General features: G+C 69.9%; 17 protein-coding genes and 1 riboswitch. Of the genes, 9 read left to right on the top strand and 8 right to left on the bottom strand.

Annotated elements, in window-relative coordinates:
• Nucleotides 1-46: 46 nt before the first annotated feature.
• Nucleotides 47-1,246, top strand: a complete 1,200-nt coding sequence (locus tag CFB89_RS05715) for an MFS transporter (RefSeq protein WP_089467064.1) — start codon at nucleotides 47-49, stop codon at nucleotides 1,244-1,246.
• Nucleotides 1,247-1,270: 24 nt separating this feature from the next.
• Here the strand turns inward: CFB89_RS05715 and CFB89_RS05710 are convergent, their stop codons facing one another.
• Nucleotides 1,271-2,452 carry an EamA family transporter gene (locus CFB89_RS05710; RefSeq protein WP_089467063.1) on the bottom strand — a complete coding sequence of 394 codons (1,182 nt, stop codon included), beginning with the start codon at nucleotides 2,450-2,452 and terminating at the stop codon, nucleotides 1,271-1,273.
• Between the two features lie 511 nt (nucleotides 2,453-2,963).
• On the opposite strand from CFB89_RS05710, the gene CFB89_RS05700 reads away from it, so the two are divergent.
• Together CFB89_RS05700 and CFB89_RS05695 are read left to right on the top strand one after the other, a co-directional pair.
• Nucleotides 2,964-3,317, top strand: a complete 354-nt coding sequence (locus CFB89_RS05700) for a type II toxin-antitoxin system RelE/ParE family toxin (RefSeq protein ID WP_089467914.1) — start codon at nucleotides 2,964-2,966, stop codon at nucleotides 3,315-3,317.
• A complete protein-coding gene (locus CFB89_RS05695; RefSeq protein ID WP_053526311.1) occupies nucleotides 3,314-3,595 on the top strand; it encodes a helix-turn-helix domain-containing protein in 282 nt (93 codons plus the stop codon). The genes CFB89_RS05700 and CFB89_RS05695 overlap by 4 nt, the downstream gene beginning before the upstream one ends.
• Before the next feature lie 25 nt (nucleotides 3,596-3,620).
• Here CFB89_RS05695 and CFB89_RS05690 read toward each other — a convergent pair whose 3' ends face one another.
• The 3 genes from CFB89_RS05690 to CFB89_RS05680 all read right to left on the bottom strand — a co-directional run bounded on the left by CFB89_RS05690 (nucleotide 3,621) and on the right by CFB89_RS05680 (nucleotide 5,421).
• The gene (locus tag CFB89_RS05690; RefSeq protein ID WP_089467062.1) at nucleotides 3,621-4,409 is read right to left on the bottom strand and encodes a molybdopterin-dependent oxidoreductase; all 789 of its coding nucleotides are present in this window, start codon (nucleotides 4,407-4,409) and stop codon (nucleotides 3,621-3,623) included.
• Between the two features lie 27 nt (nucleotides 4,410-4,436).
• Nucleotides 4,437-5,069, bottom strand: coding sequence for a cytochrome b/b6 domain-containing protein (locus tag CFB89_RS05685; RefSeq protein WP_089467061.1), 633 nt, complete (start codon nucleotides 5,067-5,069; stop codon nucleotides 4,437-4,439).
• Between the two features lie 76 nt (nucleotides 5,070-5,145).
• The gene (locus CFB89_RS05680) at nucleotides 5,146-5,421 is read right to left on the bottom strand and encodes a pentapeptide MXKDX repeat protein (protein ID WP_089467060.1); all 276 of its coding nucleotides are present in this window, start codon (nucleotides 5,419-5,421) and stop codon (nucleotides 5,146-5,148) included.
• A 56-nt stretch (nucleotides 5,422-5,477) separates the two neighbouring features.
• On the opposite strand from CFB89_RS05680, the gene CFB89_RS33990 reads away from it, so the two are divergent.
• The 6 genes from CFB89_RS33990 (at nucleotide 5,478) to CFB89_RS05650 (ending at nucleotide 11,617) form a co-directional block, all read left to right on the top strand.
• A complete protein-coding gene (locus tag CFB89_RS33990; RefSeq protein ID WP_144030060.1) occupies nucleotides 5,478-5,660 on the top strand; it encodes a hypothetical protein in 183 nt (60 codons plus the stop codon).
• Between the two features lie 31 nt (nucleotides 5,661-5,691).
• Nucleotides 5,692-5,808, top strand: a riboswitch (TPP riboswitch).
• 124 nt (nucleotides 5,809-5,932) lie between these two features.
• A complete protein-coding gene (gene thiC / locus CFB89_RS05675; protein WP_089467059.1) occupies nucleotides 5,933-7,864 on the top strand; it encodes a phosphomethylpyrimidine synthase ThiC in 1,932 nt (643 codons plus the stop codon).
• 232 nt (nucleotides 7,865-8,096) lie between these two features.
• Complete coding sequence (locus CFB89_RS05670; protein WP_011545020.1) at nucleotides 8,097-8,309, top strand: glycine zipper 2TM domain-containing protein; 213 nt, start codon at nucleotides 8,097-8,099, stop codon at nucleotides 8,307-8,309.
• Nucleotides 8,310-8,537: 228 nt separating this feature from the next.
• On the top strand, nucleotides 8,538-8,777 hold the full coding sequence (locus CFB89_RS05665) for a hypothetical protein (protein ID WP_089467058.1): 240 nt from the start codon (nucleotides 8,538-8,540) through the stop codon (nucleotides 8,775-8,777).
• Nucleotides 8,778-8,929: 152 nt separating this feature from the next.
• Complete coding sequence (locus CFB89_RS05660) at nucleotides 8,930-9,856, top strand: DMT family transporter (RefSeq protein ID WP_089467057.1); 927 nt, start codon at nucleotides 8,930-8,932, stop codon at nucleotides 9,854-9,856.
• A gap of 480 nt (nucleotides 9,857-10,336) precedes the next feature.
• Nucleotides 10,337-11,617, top strand: coding sequence for an EAL domain-containing protein (locus CFB89_RS05650; RefSeq protein WP_089467056.1), 1,281 nt, complete (start codon nucleotides 10,337-10,339; stop codon nucleotides 11,615-11,617).
• Between the two features lie 52 nt (nucleotides 11,618-11,669).
• Here CFB89_RS05650 and arfB read toward each other — a convergent pair whose 3' ends face one another.
• From arfB to recC, 4 genes are read right to left on the bottom strand one after another with little or no spacing between them, the layout of a single operon-like run.
• The gene (gene arfB / locus CFB89_RS05645) at nucleotides 11,670-12,074 is read right to left on the bottom strand and encodes an alternative ribosome rescue aminoacyl-tRNA hydrolase ArfB (protein ID WP_089467055.1); all 405 of its coding nucleotides are present in this window, start codon (nucleotides 12,072-12,074) and stop codon (nucleotides 11,670-11,672) included.
• Complete coding sequence (locus CFB89_RS05640; protein ID WP_089467054.1) at nucleotides 12,071-14,407, bottom strand: AAA family ATPase; 2,337 nt, start codon at nucleotides 14,405-14,407, stop codon at nucleotides 12,071-12,073. Before CFB89_RS05640 ends, arfB begins: the two co-directional genes overlap by 4 nt.
• Nucleotides 14,404-18,114 carry an exodeoxyribonuclease V subunit beta gene (gene recB / locus CFB89_RS05635; RefSeq protein WP_089467053.1) on the bottom strand — a complete coding sequence of 1,237 codons (3,711 nt, stop codon included), beginning with the start codon at nucleotides 18,112-18,114 and terminating at the stop codon, nucleotides 14,404-14,406. The genes CFB89_RS05640 and recB overlap by 4 nt, the downstream gene beginning before the upstream one ends.
• On the bottom strand, nucleotides 18,111-21,449 hold the full coding sequence (recC, locus tag CFB89_RS05630) for an exodeoxyribonuclease V subunit gamma (protein WP_089467913.1): 3,339 nt from the start codon (nucleotides 21,447-21,449) through the stop codon (nucleotides 18,111-18,113). Before recC ends, recB begins: the two co-directional genes overlap by 4 nt.
• Between the last annotated feature and the right edge of the window lie 175 nt (nucleotides 21,450-21,624).

Raw genomic sequence — 21,624 nt, 5'->3', positions numbered from 1 at the left:
CGACGCGTGCGCCGCCTGCCGCGCCGCCCACTCCGTTGCCGCCGCCATGTCCACCGCCTCCACCGACCGTCCGACCGACGCCCCCTCGCCCCACTATTCGCGCAGCCTGCTGTTGCTGCTCGCGACGATCGCGGGCGTATCGGTCGCGAACATCTACTACAACCAGCCGCTGCTCGACAGCTTCCGCTCGTCGTTTCCGGACGGCGCGTCATGGATCGGCGCGGTACCGACCGCGACGCAGCTCGGCTATGCGGCCGGCATGTTCCTGCTCGCGCCGCTCGGCGACCGCTTCGATCGCCGCGGATTGATCCTGCTGCAGATCGCCGGGCTGTCGATCGCGCTGATCGCGGCGGCCGCCGCGCCGTCGCTCGTCGTACTCGTGGCCGCGAGCCTCGCGATCGGCATCCTCGCGACCATCGCGCAACAGGCCGTGCCGTTCGCCGCCGAAATCGCGCCGCCGGCCGAACGCGGCCACGCGGTCGGCACCGTGATGAGCGGCCTGCTGCTCGGCATCCTGCTCGCGCGTACCGCCGCCGGCTTCGTCGCCGAATATTTCGGCTGGCGCGCGGTGTTCGCCGCCTCGGTCGCGGCGCTCGTCGCGCTCGCCGTCGTGATCGTGCTGCGGCTGCCGCGCAGCTCGCCGACGTCGACGCTGTCGTACGGCAAGCTGCTTGGCTCCATGTGGCATCTGGCCGCCGAACTGCGCGGGCTGCGCGAGGCGTCGCTGACGGGCGCCGCGCTGTTCGCCGCGTTCAGCGCATTCTGGCCGGTGCTCACGCTGCTGCTCGCCGGCGCGCCGTTCCATCTCGGCCCGCAGGCAGCCGGCCTGTTCGGGATCGTCGGGGCCGCCGGCGCGCTCGCCGCACCGTATGCGGGCCGCTCCGCGGACACGCGCGGCCCGCGCGCGGTCATCTCGCTCGCGATCGCGCTGCTCGCGCTGTCGTTCGTGATCTTCGCGCTGTCGGGTTCGAGCCTCGTCGGGCTCGTGATCGGCGTGATCGTGCTCGACGTGGGCGTGCAGGCCGCGCAGATCTCGAACCAGTCGCGCATCTATGCGCTGAAGCCGGAGGCGCGCAGCCGCGTGAACACGGTGTACATGGTGTGCTATTTCATCGGCGGCGCGCTCGGCTCGTCGGCCGGCGTCGCCGCATGGCGCGCATTCGGCTGGACCGGCATGTGCGCGGCCGGGCTGCTGTTTACCGCGCTCGCCGGCTGGTCCCACCACCGCGGCGGCCGGCGCGGCTGAACGCGGCCGGCTGCTGCCGCGGCATCACGCGTCGGTGCGCGAGACGACCGGCTCGGCGGCGGCGGGCGGCGGCGCGAACGCCGGGGCCGGGTCGATCACCGCGGCGGGATCCATCACCGCCGCGGGCGTCGGCACCGCGAGCGGGACGGCCGAAGGCGCGAGGATGGGCGCCGCATCCGGCGTGGCGATCGGCTCGGCGACAGGCGAAGCGTCCGCCGTCACCGCCTGCTCGGCCGCCACGACCGGCGCACTGGCAGCCGCGGTGGCGGCCGCGGGCCGGCGCGCCGGATCGAACACGAACGACAACCCGACGCTGCCGAGAATCGCGACGGTCGCGACCACGGTCGCCATCGTCACCGGTTCGCCCAGCAGCAGCGCGCCGAGCGCGACCGCGACGATCGGGTTCACGTACATGCAGCTGCTCGCGATGATCGGGCTCGTGTGGCGGATCAGGTAGCCGTACGCGACGTACGCGGCCATCGTGCAGAACACCATCAGGTACACGAACGCGAACACGGGCCCGACGGCCAGCTGTTCGACGCGTTCGCCGAGCAGCCACGCGACGATCGTCGACATCAGGCCGCCGAGGCCGATCTGCAGCGACGTCGACAGGAACAGGTCGGACGGCAGCTTGAGCCGCGTCGCGAGATGCGCGCCGCCCGCCCAGAACAGCGCGCCGGCCAGCACGCAGATCGTGCCGAGCGCCGAGTTCGAGGCGGCCGAGCCGCCCGAATTCAGCACGACGATACCGACCATCCCGAGCGCGACGGCTGCCCATTCGCCCTTCGTCACCGGCCGCCCGGCGACCGCCGCGATCACGGTCGCGAACAGCGGCACCGTGGCCACCATCACCGCGGCCGAACCGCTGCTGACCGTGCGCATGCCGAGCGCGATCGTGCCGGACGACAACGCGACGAGCATCGTGCCGACGATCGCCGAGTTGCGGATTTCCAGCAGCGTCGGCCACTCGGGCTTGCGCCGCAGCGCGAAGATGAACAGGCCGATCCCGCCGAGCAGGTTGCGCAGCCCCGACAGCAGCAGCGGCGGGAACGACTGCAGCGCGAAATGCAGCCCGCTGTAGGTCGAACCCCAGACGAAATAGATGAAGATGAGCGCGAGCGCCACGCGGCCGCCGCGGCTTTGCGGCAGGCGGATCCGGAACGAAAGGCGGGCGAGGAAATCGAGGAGGCGGTCGAGCGGCGTCATCGTGCAGCCCGCCCGCGCGTCACGCCGCGTGCCCCGCTGAAAGACGCCGGCGATGCCGGCAAACGGTCCACGCGGGACCGGGAAGGCAGAGCGAACGTGCGGAACGACATGACAGTGCGAACGGCGACGAAAAAGAACCGGCAAGCGGCGGCAAAAGGGCACAAACGGGGCAAAAAAACGTGTGCAACCGCGCGGTTGCACACGCTCGGCATTATGGCATCAAGGATTCGAAAGCATCGTCGGACCTGTCTGAAAGATATCGACTGATGTTTCGGCGCGACATTTTTTCGTGCGCAGGACGGGCGAAATGCGGGGCCGGACACGCGATGCGCAAATGGCCGGCGTGTCGACGAGCCGCCCAGCGTCGCCATTCGCAGCCGTCGATCCAGCATCGGCCGGACGACCAGTCAGGTGCGCCGGCGCTTCGCGTCGCGGCTATCGTGACGGACGGCATGCCCGCGCGCCACCGTGTGCAGCCGTTTTTCGACACTCACATCGTCCATACAAAATTTTGTATAACTCAGATATACTGCCACCGAAGCCGGTCGTTTTCGTCGGCACCGCGCTGGCCGATCTGCGCGGCTTTCCGCTACCCGCACGGCGCGAAGCCGGCCACCAGATCGACCAGGTACAGCGCGGCCTCGCGCCCGACGACTGGAAACCGATGCGCACCATCGGCATCGGCGTGCGGGAAATTCGCCTGCGCGATGCGAGCGGCGCATTCCGGATCGTCTACGTCGCGACGTTCGCCGAAGCCGTCTATGTGCTGCACTGCTTCCGCAAGCAATCGTCGCGCACGAACAAGACCGATATCGACCTCGCCGCCCGCCGCTACCGGTCGCTGATGATGGAGTTGAAACGATGACCAATGAACGTTACGCGAACGTCTGGGACGCAATCGAAAGCGAGCCGGCGGAGGCCGCGAACATGAAGCTGCGCTCCGAATTGATGATCGCGCTCAAGCAGCGCATCGCGCGGCTCGAACTGAGTCAGGCCGAAGCCGCGAAGCAGCTGGGCGTCACGCAGCCGCGCGTGTCCGACCTGCTGCGCGGCAAGATCAACCTGTTCGGGCTCGACGCGCTCGTGAACATGGCCGCGGCAGTCGGCCTGCGCGTCGACCTGCAGGTGCGCGAATCCGCGTGACGCGGGCGCACGCCGCGCGCATCGCTCACGATCCGCCGAACCAGTTGTAGCCCTGATCGACCCAGTAGCCGCCTGGGAACGTATCGGTCACGAAGATTTCCATGATGTGCTTCGGGTTCTTGTAGCCAAGCTTGGTCGGCATCCGCAGCTTCATCGGGAAGCCGTACTCGGGCGGCAGTTGGCGGCCGTCGTACTCGAGTGCGAGCAGCGTCTGCGGATGCAGCGCGGTCGGCATGTCGATGCTTTCGTAGTAATCGTCCGCGCACTTGAAGCCGACGTATTTCGCCTGCGTGTCGGCGCCGGCGCGCGCGAGGAATGCGCCGAACGGCGTGCCGCCCCAGCGGCCGATCGCACTCCACCCTTCCACGCAGATATGCCGCGTGATCTGTTCCGCGTGCGGCAGCGCGCGAAGCTCGTCGAGCGTCCACACGCGCTTGCCGGTGACACGGCCGGACAACACGAGGCGGTAGGTCGACTCGTCGACGTGCCGCACTTCGTCGATCCCGTAGTACGCATTGAACGGAAACGGCCGCGTGATGTCGGCTTCGGTGTAGGTCGGCGCGAGCTGGTTCGGGTTGAACAGCCACGCCTGCACGCGATCGTTCATGCGCGACACTTTCTCGAGGAACGTGTTGACCGACGCGTCGTCCTGCAGCGTGCAGCCGGTCAGCATCGCCAGGCCGCCGAGCGTCAGCACGCGCCGGTTGAACAGCCGTCGCGACGGCATCTCGAGTTCGCGGCGCACGTCGAGCTCGAGCGACTTCCGGTCCAGCGTCCAACGCGGCTCGCCGCGGGGTTTTTCGGATTCCGACATGATGATTTCCTTCGCCCGCGAAGCGGGTCAGCGGCCACGCAGCATCGCGAGCAGCGAGCGCGGCACCAGCAACGCCATCGCGACGTGGACGGCAACGAATGCGACCAGCAGCGCCATCGCCCAGAAGTGCACGATGCGGGCGTTATCGTAGCCGCCGAACAGCTCGCGCAGCAGCGGGAATTGCACCGATTTCCAGATCGTGAGCCCGGACAGCACCAATAAGACGAGATCGACGATCGCGGTCAGGTATGCGGCCCGCTGCACCGCGTTGTAGACGCTCAGGTCGTCGTGCGACAGCCGCCCGCCGAGCGCGGCGCGCACGTCGCGCCACACCGACGCGGGCGTCACGGGCAGCAGCTTGCGCGCGAAGCGCCCCGTCGCGATCGACATCGCGAGATAGAACAGGCCGTTGCCGACCAGCAGCCACATCGCCGCGAAATGCCATTGCAGCGCGCCGCCGAGCCAGCCGCCGAGCGTGATGCCGTGCGCGAACGTGAACGACGGATAGATCGGCGACGCGTCGTAGATGCGCCAGCCGGACAACGCCATCAGGATCGCCGCGAGCGCGTTGAGCCAGTGGCTCGCGCGCACCCACCGCGGATGGATCGTCGGCGCGGGCGGCGGCGCGCTCGTGCGGTCGGTGACAGGAACCGTTTGCATGATGATGACTCCGGGGATGATGCGACGGGATGCGACGCGCGCCGACGAGCGGCCGGCCGCACCCCGCCCGCATTCGTCAGTTCGACGGGCTCATGGCGTCCTTCTTCATCGCGTCGCCCTTCTTCATCGCGTCATGGCCCATCGCATCCTTCTTCATCGCATGCTTCTTCATGCCGTCCTTCTTCATCGCGCCGTCCTTGGCCATCGCATCGTCCTTGGCCATCGCGTCGTGGCCCATCGCGTCCTTCGACATCGACATGCCGTCCTTCGACATCGCATCGTTCTGCGCATGGACGCCCGTCGCGATCGTGGCAAGTGCGGCGACACAGGCGGCGAGGAATACGTTTTTCATGACATCTCTCCACTACATGGGTTTAGGAGCCGAATAGACGGAGCACGCCGCCGGAAATGACAGCGATGCCCAAAAAAATTCTAGGCGCTGAAAATGAAGACGCGAATGCCGCACCGCCTGGCGCGATCCGGCCCGGCCGGGACGCCGTTCGGCAGTCGGGATTGCTGCGGCGCACCCTGCTGCGTTCGCCGGCCGCGAACGGCCCGCCGCCCGCCGGCATCGGCTTCGCACCCGGTTGAAACCACCGCCAAGCCGGTGTATCGTGTGCCCTTGCTAACGCGGGGGTCCTGCAATGCGTTCGGTCAAACAACCGGCATTGCGGGTGAGAAATACCCTTTGAACCTGATCTGGATAATGCCAGCGCAGGGAAGCGTACGGATTTCGCGGCCATCCTTCTGACGAAATCCGCCGCCTCACCAAGCCTCGTCTCCTGCTTAGCTCGAGCCCCACATTCGTCAAGGGCTCCGGGCAAGCGCCGAAGCGCCTGTCCGGCGCCCGCACAGGAGATTGCATGAACGCCAATCCGAAGTTTCTGTCTGCCGACGCCCACGTCGACGCCGCCGCCGTCGCGCCGCTGCCCAATTCGCGAAAGGTCTATGTAACCGGCTCGCAGCCCGACATCCGCGTGCCGATGCGTGAAATCACGCAGGCCGACACCCCGACCGGCTTCGGCGGCGAGAAGAATCCGCCGATCTACGTGTACGACACGTCGGGCCCCTATACCGATCCGGACGCGAAGATCGACATCCGCGCGGGCCTGCCCGCGCTGCGCCAGCGCTGGATCGAAGCGCGCGGCGACACCGAAGTGCTCCCCGGCCTGTCGAGCCGGTACGGCCTCGAGCGCGCGGCCGACCCGGCCACGGCCGAGCTGCGTTTCCCCGGCCTGCACCGCAATCCGCGCCGCGCGCAGGCCGGCAAGAACGTCACGCAGATGCACTACGCGCGTCAGGGCATCATCACGCCGGAAATGGAATACATCGCGATTCGCGAGAACCAGCGCCGCGCCGAGTACATCGAGAGCCTGAAGTCGAGCGGCCCGAACGGCGCGAAGCTCGCCGCGATGATGGGCCGCCAGCACCCGGGCCAGGCGTTCGGCGCCGCGGCCTTCGGCGCGAACGCGCTGGCGGAGATCACGCCGGAATTCGTGCGCGACGAAGTCGCCCGCGGCCGCGCGATCATCCCCGCCAACATCAATCACCCGGAATCCGAGCCGATGATCATCGGCCGCAACTTCCTCGTGAAGATCAACGCGAACATCGGCAACTCGGCCGTCACGTCGTCGATCGGCGAGGAAGTCGACAAGATGACGTGGGCGATCCGCTGGGGCGGCGACACGGTGATGGACCTGTCGACCGGCAAGCACATCCATGAAACCCGCGAGTGGATCATCCGCAACAGCCCGGTGCCGATCGGCACGGTGCCGATCTACCAGGCGCTCGAAAAGGTCAACGGCAAGGCCGAGGACCTGACCTGGGAAATCTTCCGCGACACGCTGATCGAGCAGGCCGAGCAAGGCGTCGACTACTTCACGATCCACGCGGGCGTGCGCCTGCAGTACGTGCCGCTCACCGCGAACCGGATGACGGGCATCGTGTCGCGCGGCGGCTCGATCATGGCGAAGTGGTGCCTCGCGCATCACAAGGAAAGCTTCCTGTACGAACACTTCGAAGAGATTTGCGAGATCATGAAGGCGTACGACGTGAGCTTCTCGCTCGGCGACGGCCTGCGTCCCGGCTCGATCTACGACGCGAACGACGAAGCGCAGCTCGGCGAACTGAAGACGCTCGGCGAACTCACGCAGATCGCATGGAAGCACGACGTCCAGGTGATGATCGAAGGCCCCGGCCACGTGCCGATGCAGTTGATCAAGGAGAACATGGATCTCCAGCTCGACTGGTGCAAGGAAGCGCCGTTCTACACGCTCGGGCCGCTGACCACCGACATCGCACCGGGCTACGACCACATCACGTCGGGCATCGGCGCCGCGATGATCGGCTGGTTCGGCACCGCGATGCTGTGCTACGTGACGCCGAAGGAACACCTCGGCTTGCCGAACAAGGACGACGTGAAGGAAGGGATCATCACGTACAAGCTCGCCGCGCACGCCGCCGACCTCGCCAAGGGTCACCCGGGCGCACAGGTGCGCGACAACGCGCTGTCGAAGGCGCGCTTCGAGTTCCGCTGGGAGGATCAGTTCAACATCGGCCTCGATCCGGACAAGGCGCGCGAATTCCACGACGAGACGCTGCCGAAGGATTCGGCGAAGGTCGCGCACTTCTGCTCGATGTGCGGCCCGCATTTCTGCTCGATGAAGATCACGCAGGACGTGCGCGAGTTCGCCGCGCAGCAGGGCGTGTCGGAAACCGAGGCGCTGAAGAAAGGGATGGAGGTCAAGGCGGTCGAGTTCGTGAAGACCGGCGCCGAGATCTACCACCGTCAGTAAGCACACGCAGCGGGCCGCGCCGGCTCGCCTGGCGATGCACGCAGCCCGCTTTCGAGCGGGCTTTTTTGCGCATGCCGCGTGCCTGCCGGCGCATGCGAAACAATTGATTACGAAACCGCGCGAGCCTTAACAAGTCCTTACAGCAGCAGCGCGGGGCCGCGCGTAGATTGATTGCATGCGTGGCCGCCAGCCGGTCGCGCGCCTTCCGTTCACTACCACAAGGACAACGATCATGAACTCGATTCGGCGTTTTGGGGTATGCGCTCTCCTCGTCGCGACAGTGGCCAGCCTGTCGGCTTGCGATTCGATGTCGCGACGCCAGCGCGATACGGCAATCGGTGCGGGTGTCGGCGGCGTCGCCGGCGCGGCGATCGGCGGCAATGCGCTGTCGACGCTGGGCGGCGCGGCGGCCGGCGGCATCATCGGTAACCAGGTCGGCAAGTAAGCCAGCCGACATCGGCCGGTTGGGCGTCGTCGCCCAACTGCGGACCGAACGGTCCAACGGCGTTTCCGCGGTGCGGAAGCGCCGTTTTCGTCTGTGGTGCCGCAACCGGCGCGGCCGCTGCGCCCGGAGCGCCCCGAAATGATCGGTTACCGTTTTTCATACCGTGTCATCGGGACTCGGCCTAAGCTTGAAGCATCTGCCGATAGCCGGCTCCGCCGGAGACACATCATGAACAGGACCTTCGTCGCCGCGGCGCTTGCCTGCACGACCCTTGCCGGCTGCTACTACCCGTACGGCTACTACGCGGCTGCGCCGGTGCCGGTACAGCCCGCGCCCGTGTATGTCGATCCCGCTCCCACCTATTACTATCCGGCGCCTGCGTATGCGCCGGCATGGGGCGGTTATTGGGGCCCGGCGGTGTCGCTCAATTTCGGCTTCGGCGGACGCGGCGGCTGGCGTCATCACTGATCCGACCGGCCGCGCCGCACGCGCTCGTCCGGCCGCCGCCCGGCGGCAAACGGCCGGAATCGCCGTTTCTTGTCGTTTCATCCGATCATGAAACGACGGGGTGGTAACGCGGTGTAAGATTCCTCGCATCCCGTCCCCACCCTCGCCGATCGATGTCACCCAAAAACGCTTTCCTGCTGACCGTACTCGCTGCCCTGTGGGGCGCATCCTTCCTGTTCATCCGCGTCGGCGTGGTCGATTTCGGCGTCGCCCCGCTGATGGCGCTGCGCGTGGGCATCGGCGCGCTGTTTCTCGCGGGCTTCGCGCTGACGCGCTTCAAACCCGCCGATCTCGGCGCCCGGCTGCGCCGTCACGCGTGGCCGCTGTTCGTCGTCGGCGCGCTGAATTCGGGCATCCCGTTCTGCCTGTTCGCGTTCGCCGAGCTGACGCTGTCGGCCGGCGTGACGTCGGTGATCAACGCGACGACGCCGCTGTGGGGCGCGCTCGTCGCTTACCTGTGGCTGAAGGACAAGCTGTCGCTGCCGCGCGCGTTCGGCCTCGTCATCGGGTTTGCCGGCGTGCTCACGCTCGTGTGGAACCAGGTCGCGAACGCGCACGGCGACACGGGCGCCAGCGCGACCGCGCTCGCCGCGGCGGCCGCCCTCGGCGCGACGCTGCTGTACGGCATCGCGGCCAACTATACGAAGCGCAAGCTCAGCGGCGTCGATCCGCTCGTCAACGCAGCCGGCAGCATGATCGGCTCGACCGTGCTGCTGCTGCCGTTCGCGATCGCGACGTGGCCGGCCGCGCCGGTCGGCGTGCACGCATGGGGCGCGGTGCTCGCGCTCGGCGTCGCATGCACCGGCATCGCGTATTTCATCTTCTTCTATCTGATCGCGCACGTCGGGCCCGCCCGCGCGATTACCGTGACGTTCGTGATCCCCGTGTTCGGGCTGCTCTGGGGCGCGCTGTTCCTCGGCGAACACGTGTCGGCCGTGATGATCGAAGGCTGCGCGATCGTGCTCGTCGGCACCGCGCTCGCAACCGGCGTGATCAAGCGGATTCCCGGCGTCCGACCGCGCGGCGGCGAGGCGGCCTGACGATCGGCGCGCCGGGCGCGCACGAACCGCCGCCCGTCGCGCGGCAGATCGCGGCGCGGCGCGGCGCAGCGCAGCGCGGCGCGAGGGTATTCGTTTCATTCGTCCGACGGCGGCCGCCGGCCGCCGGAATTTCCCGTATCGGCCCGCGCATCGGGCGGCAGCAACGCACGGTCATGACGCCGCGCTGACGCGGAATGGTTATCTGTCGCCGTCACGCACTTCGTTTCGCGACGGTCATGCACCGTATGCATGCACGCGGCGCCGGTCGCCCTGCCGCCGCGGACGGGCCGGAATCGCTGTGTACCGTTTGCGTCTGGAGTTACCCTGATACGCGCGCCGAGGCAATCCCGTTACACTCGGAAAACTTATCCGCAGAAGGCGTTTCGATGCCCCACGTTCTTTCGCGCCCGCCTGCGCATGCGGCTGCATCGGCGTGGCGGGGCGTCGGCGCCCCGCCGCCCGCTGCCGGGCACCGTTGACATGAAGCCCGCTCGCGACCTGTCGCTCGACGCCCTGCTCGAACGCCTCACGCCGACACCCCACGGCTGGCTCGCCACCTATCGCACCACGACATTGCGCAGCGTGTTCCAGCCCGTGCTGTCGATCACGCACAAGCGCGTCGTCGGCTACGAGGCGCTGCTGCGCGTCGTCGACGGAAACGGTGCGCTGGCGTCGCCCACCGCCCTGTTCGACAAGACGCGCGGCGACGCCGACGCGCTGCTGCTCGACCGGCTCGCGCGCTGCCTGCACACCGCCAATTTCGTCACGCAAGGCATCGGCGACGGCTGGCTGTTCCTGAACGTGACGCCGCGCGTGCTCGACACCGGCCTCGTGCAGCGCGAGTTCGTCGAGTCGCTGTGCCGGCATTTCGCACTGCCGCCGAACCGCATCGTGCTGGAAGTGGTCGAGCAGCCGGCGCGCGACGAAGCCGCGCTCGCCCGCACGATCGACATGATCCAGCATCGCGATTTCCTGATCGCGATCGACGATTTCGGCACCGGCTTCTCGAACTTCGACCGCGTGTGGCGGGCACGTCCCGACATCGTGAAGCTCGACCGCTCGCTCGTCGAGCGTTCGACCGGCTCGGCCGACGATCGCCGCATCATGCATCACCTCGTGTCGATGCTGCACCAGGCCGGCGCGATGGTGCTGGCCGAAGGCGTCGAAAGCGACGACGCGCTGCAGGCGCTGATGGAAGCCGACATCGATTTCGTGCAGGGTTTCCAGTTCGGCCAGCCCGACGCATCGATCGCGCACGCGAGCGCGGCGGCGCCCGCGATGCTCGACGCCGCGTGGCGGCGCTTCATCGCCCGCCGACACACACCGGTGGCCGCCGAGCAGCCGGGCTTCGACGCGATCGAACGGCTCGTGCTCGGCGGCGCGGCCGCGTTTTCGGCGAGCGGCAACCTGCAGGACGCCGCGCAACGCGTGTTCACGGTGCCGGCCGCGCGTCGCGTGTTCGTCACGGACGAGACCGGCGAACAGTTCCTGCCGTCGATCGGCGCACCGCCCGACGACAGCCAGGCAAGCGTGACCCGTCTCGCGCCGCTATTCCCTGAGACCCACAGCAACTGGTCGCGGCGCCCGTATTTCCAGCGCGCGATCGCCGCCCCAGGGCGCGTCGCGCTGATGGGCCCGCACTTCTCGCTGACCGAGGGCCGCGACTGCTACACGGCCGCCGTCGCGATCCGCGCGCAGAGCCGGATCGTCGTGTTCTGCGTCGACTTCGTGCTCGACAGCGCGGGAACCGTGATGCGGTAGCCGGCGCGCACGGCAGACGATCGCGTGCGACGGGCGCCGCCGCCTTCATTCATCAGTCGACCACCTTCCCGCGGCCCGACTTCACCACGCTGCGGCGCGACTTGTGCTCGAGCCGCCGCTCCTTCGACGCGCGCGTCGGCCGCGTGGCGACCCGGGCGCGCGGCGTGTACGCGACGCTGCCGATCAGCGCATCGAGCCGAGCGAGCGCGGCCTCGCGATTCTTCTCCTGCGTCCGATATTCCTGCGACTTGATCACGACGATACCGTCGCGCGTGATGCGCTGGTCGGACAGCGCGAGAAGCCGCTCCTTGAGGACCGGCGGCAGCGACGACGCGCGAATGTCGAAGCGCAGATGAATCGCGCTCGACACCTTGTTCACGTTCTGCCCGCCCGCGCCCTGCGCGCGCACGGCCGTCCATTCGACCTCGGCCGGATCGAGCGTGTAACGGATCATCATCGCGAAGCCTCCATGCGGCGCCGCGCGAGCGCCTCGTCGACGCGGGCCGCGAGCCCCGAATCGCGCTGCGTGCGCGTCGCGACCGCCTGCGCCAGCACGCGCCGCGGCCCGATCACCTGCACGCGCGTGCGCGCGCGCGTGACGGCCGTATAAACGAGCTCGCGCGTCAGCACCCGGCCGAACGACGCGGGCAGCACGAGCGCCGCTTCGTCGAATTCCGAGCCCTGCGACTTGTGCACCGTCAGTGCGAACGCCGTTTCGTGCGGCGGCAGCGCAGCCGGCGACACCGCACGCGCGGTGCCGTCCGCGCGCCGGAACCACACGCGCAGCACGCCTTGCGCGTCGGGCAGCGCAATGCCGATGTCGCCGTTGAACAGCCCCAGCGCATAGTCGTTGCGCGTGACCATGATCGGCCGCCCGGTGAACCAGTGCGCGCCGACCGCGAGCGGCACGCGCGCCGCATGCCGCACATGCGCGGCCACCAGCGCATTGACGTGTTCCGCGCCGCGCGAACCGCTGCGGGTCGCGCACAGGATCCGGAACCGGTTGAGCGCGTCGAACAACGGCAGCGGATCGGGCGCCGGCGCGGCCAGCGCGTCGCGCAATGCGTCGAGATAGGCGCCGAAGCGCCGTGCGAGCCGCTCGACCGTCGACGACGCCAGCGTGTCGCCCGCATCGTCGTGAAACGACGCGGCCGCCGAGTCGTCGGCGGGCAGCGCCTCGAGCGCCGCCTGCACGTCGCCGCGGCGGATCGCGAGCGACAGCCTCCCAATCGGCGAATCGAGACCGAAACGGTAATTGCGTTCGAGCCACACGACACAGTCCGCAAGCGGTGCCTGCGGCGGCGCGGGCGCGGGCGCGGGCGTGCCGGCGCAGGCGGCAGCGGCTTCGCCGGCCAATGGCGACACGGCCGACGGCGCCGATACAAGCGCCGCGTCGCCTGCGTCGAACGGCGGCAACTCGACGGCGTCGAGCCATGCGAGTTCGTCGGCCTCGATCCAGGCGGGCGCATTGCCGCCCGGTGCGCCGGCATCGGTCGGCCCCGACTCGTTGGGCGGCGGCGGCGACGCGATGTCGATGCCGGCCGGCGACACTTCGTCGTCCTGCGGTTCGTCGTCGAACAGCGACGCCTGCCGCGCATCGACTTTCGGCCGAGGCGCCGCTTTGCGCGACACCGGAGCAGACGCCGATGGCGACGCCGCAGCCCGTGCGGAAGCAGGAACCGGATGCGCGGCCGGAATCGCTGCCGGCGGTGCGGCTTCGTCCGGCACCGGCAACGCCGCGACGAACGCCGCCTCGTCGACACCCAGCGCCTGCGCGATACGCGTGCGCGCCGCGGCGGTGAACGCCGGCCGCGCGCTCAGCTCCGCGAATACGGCGCCGGCCTCGACCGCGGCCAGTTGATCCTTGTCGCCCAGCAACACGAGCCGCGCGCCCGGCGCGAGCGCGTCGAGCAGATGCGCGGCGAGCGCGACGTCGATCATCGACGCCTCGTCGACGACGATCAGGTCGTACGGCAGCGGATTGTCGCGATGATGCCGAAAGCCGGCCGCCCCGCCGCCGCCCAGCAGCCGATGCAGCGTATACGACGTATCGGGCAAGCGCGCCGCGAGCTCGGGCGGCAGATCGCCTGCCCGCGCGTGCAGCGCCTCCTGCATCCGCTGCGCGGCCTTGCCGGTCGGTGCGGCCAGCGCGATGCGCAGCCCCGGGTGCGCGTCGAGCAGACACGCCAGCACGCCGACGACGGTCGTCGTCTTGCCCGTGCCCGGCCCGCCGCTGACGATCGTCACGCGGCCCGTCAGCGCGACGATCGCCGCCACGCGCTGCCAGTCCACTTCGCCGGTAGCCGGCCCGAAGTAACGGGCAAGACTGTCGCGCAGGCGCTCGGGCGACAGGCCTTCCTCCGGCGCGGCGATACCGGCCTGCGCGACGAGCGCATCGGCGAGCCGCCGTTCGTAATCGAAATAGCGCGACAGGTACAGGTGATCGAGCCGGTCGACGATCAGCGGCCGCTCGTCGCCGCGTGCAAGCGTGCCGAACGCGACCACGCCGCTCGCGGCGAGCGCGCTGCGCACCTCGTCGAGCGGCGCTTCGTAACGCTGCGCAAGCGCGGCCAACGCGACGCACACGTGGCCGCCGGCGGTCGCGCGGCTCGTCGCGAATGCGGCGCGCGCCGCCCAGCGCGCCGACGCGGACGGCGCACCCGCGCGCCGCGCGAGGTCGCCGATGCGACGCGCGAAGCCTTCCGCGAGCGCGATGCCGAAATCGGCCGGCTCGGGCAGCCGCGCGACGAGACCGCCGGTGAATTCGAGCATGTCGTCGGACGCGGTCATGCGCGGCCCCCTTCCATCATCCGGTCGAGTGCATCGACGAGCGCGCGGGCGGGCCGCCGCGCATGCACGCCGGCCGGCTCGCCGCCGCTGCGCCAGCCGGGCCGCACCCCGCGCACGAACAGGTACAGGTAGCCCGCGATGTGCGTGTCGTAGTCGTAATCGGGCAGCCGGCCGCGCAGATAGCGATGCAGCGCGACCGTATAGAGCAGCGCCTGCAGGTGATACGCGTGGTCGGCCATCGCGACGTCGAGCGCACGCGGGCCATAGGCATCCGGCGTCGTGCCGAGATGGTTCGACTTCCAGTCGACGATCCAGTAACGGCCGTCGTGTTCGACGATCATGTCGATGAAACCCTTGATGAAACCGGCGAGCGTACCCGCCTCCAGTGCAATGTCCGGATAGCCGTGCGCGACCAGCAGCCGGCGCAGCGCCATCAGGTCGAGCGACGGCGCCGGGAACAGGAAGCCCATTTCGTCGAGCCGCCTCGCCGGATCGAGATCGGCGAGCCGCATGCCCGGCACGAGCTCGGTATGCACGACGTCGTCGACGAGCCGCACCATCATCGCCGGCAGGCGCGTCGCAAGCTCCGGCCCGGCCTCCACCGGCCGGTCGTGCAGCGCGCCGAGCGCGGCCGCGTGCCACGATTCGGGCGCCGTGAACCGGCTGAGCTCGAACAGGCGGTGCAGGCATTCGCCGGCCGCCGCGCCGCGCGGGAACGCGAGAATGTCGTCGTCCGGCGGCTCGGCCGCAACCGTATCGGCCAGCATCAGTTCGCCGTCCGGCGTCACCGCGGCGAGCGCATCGTGATCGGGACGCAGTTCGTCGTCGGGCACGGCCGCGACGCCCGCCTCCTCGCGCGCCATCGATGCGGTCAGCGAGCTGAAGCTCGCCATCCGCCACGCATCGCGCAGCACGCGCGTCGCATGGCGCGCCGCGAGCGTCTGCGACGCGTCGTGGCCGGCCACGAGACGCTCGCGGCGTGCAGGCACCGGCAGCGGCGAAACACTCACGGGGCCGCCCGCAAGCGCGCGCCACGCCGCATCGAGCGCGGCTTCGTCGGGTGGCTCGTCGAGCCACGCATCGAACGCATGGCCGGCGCCCGCGACGAGCCAGTTGAGCACGCTGCGCCGCGCTTCGCGCGTCGAGCGCGACGACAGGTAGGGGCCGGCCACGACATAGCAGCGATAGACCGCGCGCGTGAGCGCCACGTAGACGAGCCGCGCGCGCTCCGCGGCCTGCTCGCGCAACACCTGCCGCGCCGCGTGCGCGGCCGCTTCGTCGTCGCATCCGTAATGCAGCACCGCATCGCCCGCGTTGTCGTGATACTCGCGCGCATCGGGCAGCGCGGACGACGGCGGCTCGCGCAGCCCGCCGTCGTTCAGGAACGGACAGAACACGATCGCGTATTCGAGCCCCTTCGACTTGTGCACCGTGACGATCTGCACGAGGTTGCGGTCGGACTCGAGCCGCAGCTGCGCTTCCTCGCCGCCGCCGTCGAGCCGCTGCGCGGCAAGCCAGCGCAGCGTCGGCGCGATGCCCGGCTGCGCGGATGCACGCGCCTGCGTCAACTCGGCCAGATGGTTGATGTCGGTCACGCGGCGCTCGCCGTCCGCACCGGCCATCAGCCGTTCGGCGATCCGCAGCTCGCGCGTGAACGTGCGCCACATCACCGCGAAGCCGCGTTCGCGCCATAGCAGCCGATACCGCGAGAAGCGCTCGACCCAGCTCATCGCATCGGCACTGTCGGCCGCCGCTGCGCCGGGTGGCGCATCGCCGTCGCCCTGCTCCATGCGCCACAACGCGCCGGCATCGAGCCCGAACCAGTCGGACGCGAGCGCCGCGCGCAGACGCCGCAGGTCGCCCGGCGCGTCGATCGCCGCCAGCACGCGTTCGAGCTGCTCGGCGTCGCCGGTCAAGAACACCGACGCCTGCGCCAGTTCGACGCTGCCGATGCCCCACGTCGCGAGCACGCGCTTCACGAGGCTGCCCTGCCGGTGCGTCTGCACGAGCACCGCGATGTCGCCCGGCGACAACGGCGTGTCGCCCAACCGCACGCGCCCGTCACGCGCGCCGCGCATCAGCCGCGCGATCTCGGCCGCGCAGGCTTGCGCGGCCTGCGCTTGCGCATCGCGCTTGAGCAGCGTGCCCTCGCCGCCCGGCAGCGCCCACACGCGGAAATCGCCGGCTGGACCCGGATCGGTTTCGTCGACGAACGGCGCACGCACGCGCGTGCCGGCGCGCACCGCGTAATAGTCGAGCCCGTCGAGCACGAATGCGCGCGGATTCGACATGAAGAAGCGGTTGCACGCATCGACGATCGCAGGCGTCGAGCGCTGGTTCACCGCGAGCGTGTAGCACGCGCTCGCCCGTGCGCGCGCCGCGAGATAGGTGTGTAGATCGGCCGCGCGGAAACTGTAGATCGCCTGCTTCGGATCGCCGACGAGGAACAGCGGGCCGCCCGGCGCGAAGATCCGGTCGAAGATCGCGAATTGCAGCGGATCGGTATCCTGGAACTCGTCGATCAACGCGGCCGGATAACGTGCGCGCAGCGTCTCGGCAAGCCACGGATGCGCGTGCAGTGCGTGATACAAGTTCGCGAGCAGATCGTCGAACGACACGACGCGCCGCGTGCGCTTGCGCTCGGCCAGCGCGCCCGGCGCCATGTCGAGCCATTCGGCGATCAGCGCGAGCCAGCGCGCGCGCTGCGCGGCCTCGGCCGCGGCCACCGCCGCTTCGAGCGCGTCGGCCACTTCGAAGAACGCGTGTGCGGGCGTCGCGCCGCCTTTTTTCGTCGCCTTCGTCAGCGCGGTTTGCGTAAGCTTCAACGCGGCTTTCGGCAGTGCGGCCGTCGCGTCGCCCTGCTCGAAATGCACGGCCCACGCGGCGAGCGCATCGGCAACCGCGTCCGGCTTGTGGGAGCGCTGATTGAGCGCGGGCTGCGCGGCGCGCAGCAGCGCATCGATCGCGTCACGCTCGGCGGCCCACATCCGCGCCGCCTCGGCGAAACATTCGGCCGCCGCCGCTTCGGCCGATTCGTCCGGCTCGGTCACGCCGTCCCAACGCAGCGCGGCGAGCGGCTTCTTCAGCCGGCGCGCGAGCTGCGCATCGAGCGCGGCCGGGCCGGCGCCCGATTCGACAAGCCAGGTCGCGAAGCCCGGCCAGCGCGCGGCCGCCGGCTCGACGCGCGTGCGCCAGAAATCCGCCGCGAGTTCGAAGCGCAGCGACGCATCGTCGGCCTCCATGTCGAACGCGAACGGCATCGCCGCCGCGAACGGCGCTTCCTGCAGCGCGCGCTGGCAGAACGCGTGAATCGTATGGATCGCGGCCTGGTCGAACGCGCGCAGCGCGCGGCGGATCCGCTTCACGGCCGTCTCCGGATCGAGCGCGCCGCCTTCGCCGAGCGTGGTCTCCAGCAGACGCGCGATGAACGGATCGCCGCCGTCGTCGCCCGTGTCGAGCGCATGCGCAAGCTGCGCGAGCCGGCCGCGAATCCGCTCGTGCAGCTCGGCCGTCGCCGCTTTCGTGAAGGTCACGACGAGGATTTCGTCCGCGCCGAGATCCTTTTCGAGCAGCAGGCGCACGTACAACGCGCAGATGTTCCAGGTCTTGCCGGTGCCGGCCGACGCCTCGATCTGGTTGACGCCGTCGAGCGGGCACGCGAACACGTCGAGTTCGAGCGCCTGCTGCGGCTGCGACATAGCGCTCATGCGACCTCCTTCAGATGCTCGACGAGCGGCTCGAACACGAGCCGCGCGAGCGTGCCGAACGGCTCGTCGAGCGACGGATGCGCGCCGCGCCACGCGATCGCGATAGCCGGATCGTCGGCTTCGCTCACGACCCGCTCGTTGATCCACACGCTCGCGGCCTTCGCCTCGCCATCGGATACCCTCGCCCATGCACTGCGCGGGAAAAACCGCAGTGGCATGCGCCGCCCCGCGCGAAACAGCGCGGCCAGCGGCGCGAGCCGTTCGAGCGGCGCCGCAACGGGCGTCAGCTCGAACGCACCGCCGCTGCCGAACCACAGCGTGCGGCGCGGGCCGCCGGGCTCGACCGCGCAATAGACGAGATGGGCGAGCCACGCGGACAGATAGTCGCGCGCGCTCGGCCGCGCATAGCGATAGATGACCTGCCCGGCCGGCGTCAGCCGGTTCAGCGTGCCGTGCAACTCGAGCGGCGCGCTCACCGCGTCGGCCGACAGCATCGCGTCGTCGGCGCCGAACAGCGCCTGCTCGGTGTCGGGCCACTTCGGCACGACGGTGAGCGAGAACGGCCGCCGCTCGATGCCATCGGCGAGCGCGCGGCGTACGTTCGACGCAAGCTGCGTCATCGAACCAAGCGCCTGGTCCCGCCACACCGCGCCCGTCGCGCCGCCGGGCAGCTCGGGGCTCGCGTCCGCGATGCGCAACGCGTGATCGTGCACGCCGCCGTCGCCCGCTTCGATCAGGAGCGGCAGCACGCGCTCGGCCAGCGCGTCGCTACCGGCAAAGTCCAGCGCGAACGGCTCGGTATCGAGCAGTTCGGCTTGCGCGTCGGCCAGCACGATGCCGAGCCGGCCGCGCAGCAACGCTCGCGCCGGATGCCGCCAGAAGCGTTCGAATTCGCTGAATGCGACGGGCTCGACCGGCTCGGCCGGCAGCGGCTGCGCGAAGAACGGCTGCTCGCGCGGCCCGTCGCGCGACGCGTCGGCAGCCAGCAGCGCCGCGAGCGTCGCCCGCTCGGCGTCGTACGAAACGAGATCGCTGCCCGGCTGGAAATATGCGGCGGCGAACGGTTGCAGCGGATGCTCGACGATGAACGCGCGGCGCGCGGCGTCGACCGCGTCCGGTGCGGCGCCGGGCCCGGCCGTGACGATCGCCAGATGATCGAGCAGTTCGTCGACGAGCGCCGCGGGCGGCAACGGCGCATTGTCGCGAATGCTGCGGCCCGTATAGGCGATCAGCAACCGGTCGCGTGCGGCCAGCAGCAAATCGAGAAACAGATTGCGCTCGTCGTCGCGGCGCTGCCGGTCGCCTAGCTTCGGCAGCACGGCCATCAGGTCGAATTCGTCCGCGCGCGCGAGGCTCGGCAGCACGCCGTCGTCCATCCCGAGCAGGCACACGACGCGATACGGCAGCCCGCGCAAGCTCGTCAGCGACGAGAACGTGACGCCGCCCCACGGCACGCCGCCGCGGGCCGGATCGTCGAGCGCCGCCGCGAGCCCCGCGCGGACGACGGCCGCCGGCAACGCCTCGTCGGGTGCGCCCTCCGTCATCGCGGCCAGCATCGCGTCGAGCGCGTCGCGCACGCCGGCCAGCGCGTCGGCATACGCGGCGCCCGAATCGAAGAAGCGCGCGAGCGTGTCGGCAAACAGTTCGCTCCAGCCGCGCGGCGTGTGCGACTCCGCGAGCCGCCGCGCGAAGCCGTCGAGATCGTCGGTGAAGCGCGCGAGCCGGCCGAGCAGTTCGGCCTCGCTGCCGGCGGCCGCCTCGATGGGTAGCCACGCGCCGATCGGAGCCGCGCCTTCGGGCATCGCATAGCCGAGAAAGAGCCGCGCGAGCGCATCGGAGAACGTATGGCGCGGCGCGGGCACGGCCGCGTCGTCGCTCGCGAGCGGCGACAAACCGCGCCGCGCGCCGGCGGCCGCGAGCCAGGTCTGCACCGTTTCGAGCGCGGCCGCGTCGATGTCGTAGCGCGCGGCCACCGCGTCCACGCGCAGCCATTCGACCAGCTCCGGCGCGCCGACCTGCCGCTCCGGCAACGCGAGCCAGTCGAGCAGCACGCGCGCGACCGGGTTCGCCTGCGACGGCGGCAGGCCGGTGATCCGGTAAGGCACGCGCGCGCCGCCGGCGCCGGCCGTGCCGAACACCGCGTCGATCAGCGGCCCGGCCGCGGCGAGATCGGCCACCGCGACGAGCACGTCGGACGGCTGCAGGCTCGCATCGGCATCGAACCACGCGAGCAGCCGGTCGTGCAGCACCTCGAGCTGGCGCGCGAGGCTGTGGCACACATGCACCTCGATTCCGCGCTCGACCGGCGTGTCGCCGAGTTCGGCTTCCGGCTGCAGGTCGAGGATCGCGTTCTGCACGCGCGCGAGCCAGGTGGGCGCGGGATTCTCGACGAAACGCGACGCATCGCCCGACGCGGCGCTTTCCGTCAGTTCGTGCAGCATGTGCAATTGCGCCTGCGTCTGCCTGCCCCATTCGGCGAGCAGCGGATGGCCGACTTCCTGATAGTCGCGCCGCCCGGCCGCATCGAGCGCCTCGGCGTGCGCGGCGGTCACGATGTCGAACCAGAATTCGCGGCACGGGTTCAGCGCGTAGACGCGCACGTCGATCCAGCGCGACAGTTCGCGCAACAGCGCGACGTGCAGCGGCGGCATCGTCGGCAGCGCGAACACGCTGACCGATTCGGGCCAGTCGGCACGTGCGAGCGCATCGGCATCGAGATGGCGCGCCTCGACGAGGAAGCGGTGCGCCGGCGGCGTGCCGCTGTCGCTCAGCTCGGCGAGTAGCGCGCGCCACAGCGCGGCCTGCCAGCGTTCGTCGTCGCGCGCGGCGTCGCCGATCCCGCGCGGTGCGCCGTCGCCCGCGAGCACCGATTCGCCGGCCTGCCACGCGGCCAGCCATTCGGGGCGATAGGTCAGGTAGTGATCGAGCACGGCCGCGACGCGATGGGCCAGTTCGTAGCGCATCGCGTCGTCGGAGGCCGACAGATACGCGGCCAGCCGCGGCGACGCGAGCCACGGCGCGTCGCCTGCCGCCTGCGCGAACAGCCGGTAGCAGCGCCACACGAGGCGGTCGGGCGCGAACGGCGAACGCTTGGGGACCTCCATCACGCGGCCGATCTGCGCCCACAACCATTGCGCGAGATAGGTGAACTCGACGTTCGCGCACACGCCGTTGCGCGCGGCGATGTCGAGCTCGAGGCGGCGGCGCAGCGCCGCGCTCGGCACGATGACCTGTTGCGGCGCCCACGGGCCGCTGCGGGCCGGGAACGCGGCCAGATCCTCGAGCAGCGCGTCGGCCAGCGTTTCGTGACGGTTCGAATAGAAGAGATGGAGCATGAAGCGGGCGTCGGAACCTTGCACCGGCGGGGCCGGGCGAACAGGATCACCAAGGATAGCAAATGGGCCGCCGCCGCGAACCTCGGCCGGAAAGCCAGGTTTTGCGGAACGCGAAATACGATAGACTCGTCGCCAGTCAATACGCCGCCCCGGCGTCTTCGTCTGTCATTCAGCT

This window comes from Burkholderia sp. AU16741, from assembly GCF_002223345.1.
Classification (GTDB): Bacteria; Pseudomonadota; Gammaproteobacteria; order Burkholderiales; family Burkholderiaceae; genus Burkholderia; species Burkholderia sola.
The sequence above is the reverse complement of the archived record's forward strand: the minus strand, read 5'-3'. Positions and strand labels throughout refer to the sequence as shown.

Excerpts from the sequence above, each read along its gene's own strand:
- CFB89_RS05715 (WP_089467064.1), top strand. The coding sequence starts at position 47 with ATGTCCACCGCCTCCACCGACCGTCCGACCGACGCCCCCTCGCCCCAC.
- CFB89_RS05710 (WP_089467063.1), bottom strand. The coding sequence starts at position 2,452 with ATGACGCCGCTCGACCGCCTCCTCGATTTCCTCGCCCGCCTTTCGTTC.
- CFB89_RS05695 (WP_053526311.1), top strand. The coding sequence starts at position 3,314 with ATGACCAATGAACGTTACGCGAACGTCTGGGACGCAATCGAAAGCGAG.
- CFB89_RS05690 (WP_089467062.1), bottom strand. The coding sequence starts at position 4,409 with ATGTCGGAATCCGAAAAACCCCGCGGCGAGCCGCGTTGGACGCTGGAC.
- CFB89_RS05685 (WP_089467061.1), bottom strand. The coding sequence starts at position 5,069 with ATGCAAACGGTTCCTGTCACCGACCGCACGAGCGCGCCGCCGCCCGCG.
- CFB89_RS05680 (WP_089467060.1), bottom strand. The coding sequence starts at position 5,421 with ATGAAAAACGTATTCCTCGCCGCCTGTGTCGCCGCACTTGCCACGATC.
- CFB89_RS33990 (WP_144030060.1), top strand. The coding sequence starts at position 5,478 with ATGACAGCGATGCCCAAAAAAATTCTAGGCGCTGAAAATGAAGACGCG.
- thiC (WP_089467059.1), top strand. The coding sequence starts at position 5,933 with ATGAACGCCAATCCGAAGTTTCTGTCTGCCGACGCCCACGTCGACGCC.
- CFB89_RS05670 (WP_011545020.1), top strand. The coding sequence starts at position 8,097 with ATGAACTCGATTCGGCGTTTTGGGGTATGCGCTCTCCTCGTCGCGACA.
- CFB89_RS05665 (WP_089467058.1), top strand. The coding sequence starts at position 8,538 with ATGAACAGGACCTTCGTCGCCGCGGCGCTTGCCTGCACGACCCTTGCC.
- CFB89_RS05660 (WP_089467057.1), top strand. The coding sequence starts at position 8,930 with ATGTCACCCAAAAACGCTTTCCTGCTGACCGTACTCGCTGCCCTGTGG.
- CFB89_RS05650 (WP_089467056.1), top strand. The coding sequence starts at position 10,337 with ATGAAGCCCGCTCGCGACCTGTCGCTCGACGCCCTGCTCGAACGCCTC.
- arfB (WP_089467055.1), bottom strand. The coding sequence starts at position 12,074 with ATGATGATCCGTTACACGCTCGATCCGGCCGAGGTCGAATGGACGGCC.
- CFB89_RS05640 (WP_089467054.1), bottom strand. The coding sequence starts at position 14,407 with ATGACCGCGTCCGACGACATGCTCGAATTCACCGGCGGTCTCGTCGCG.
- recB (WP_089467053.1), bottom strand. The coding sequence starts at position 18,114 with ATGAGCGCTATGTCGCAGCCGCAGCAGGCGCTCGAACTCGACGTGTTC.
- recC (WP_089467913.1), bottom strand. The coding sequence starts at position 21,449 with ATGCTCCATCTCTTCTATTCGAACCGTCACGAAACGCTGGCCGACGCG.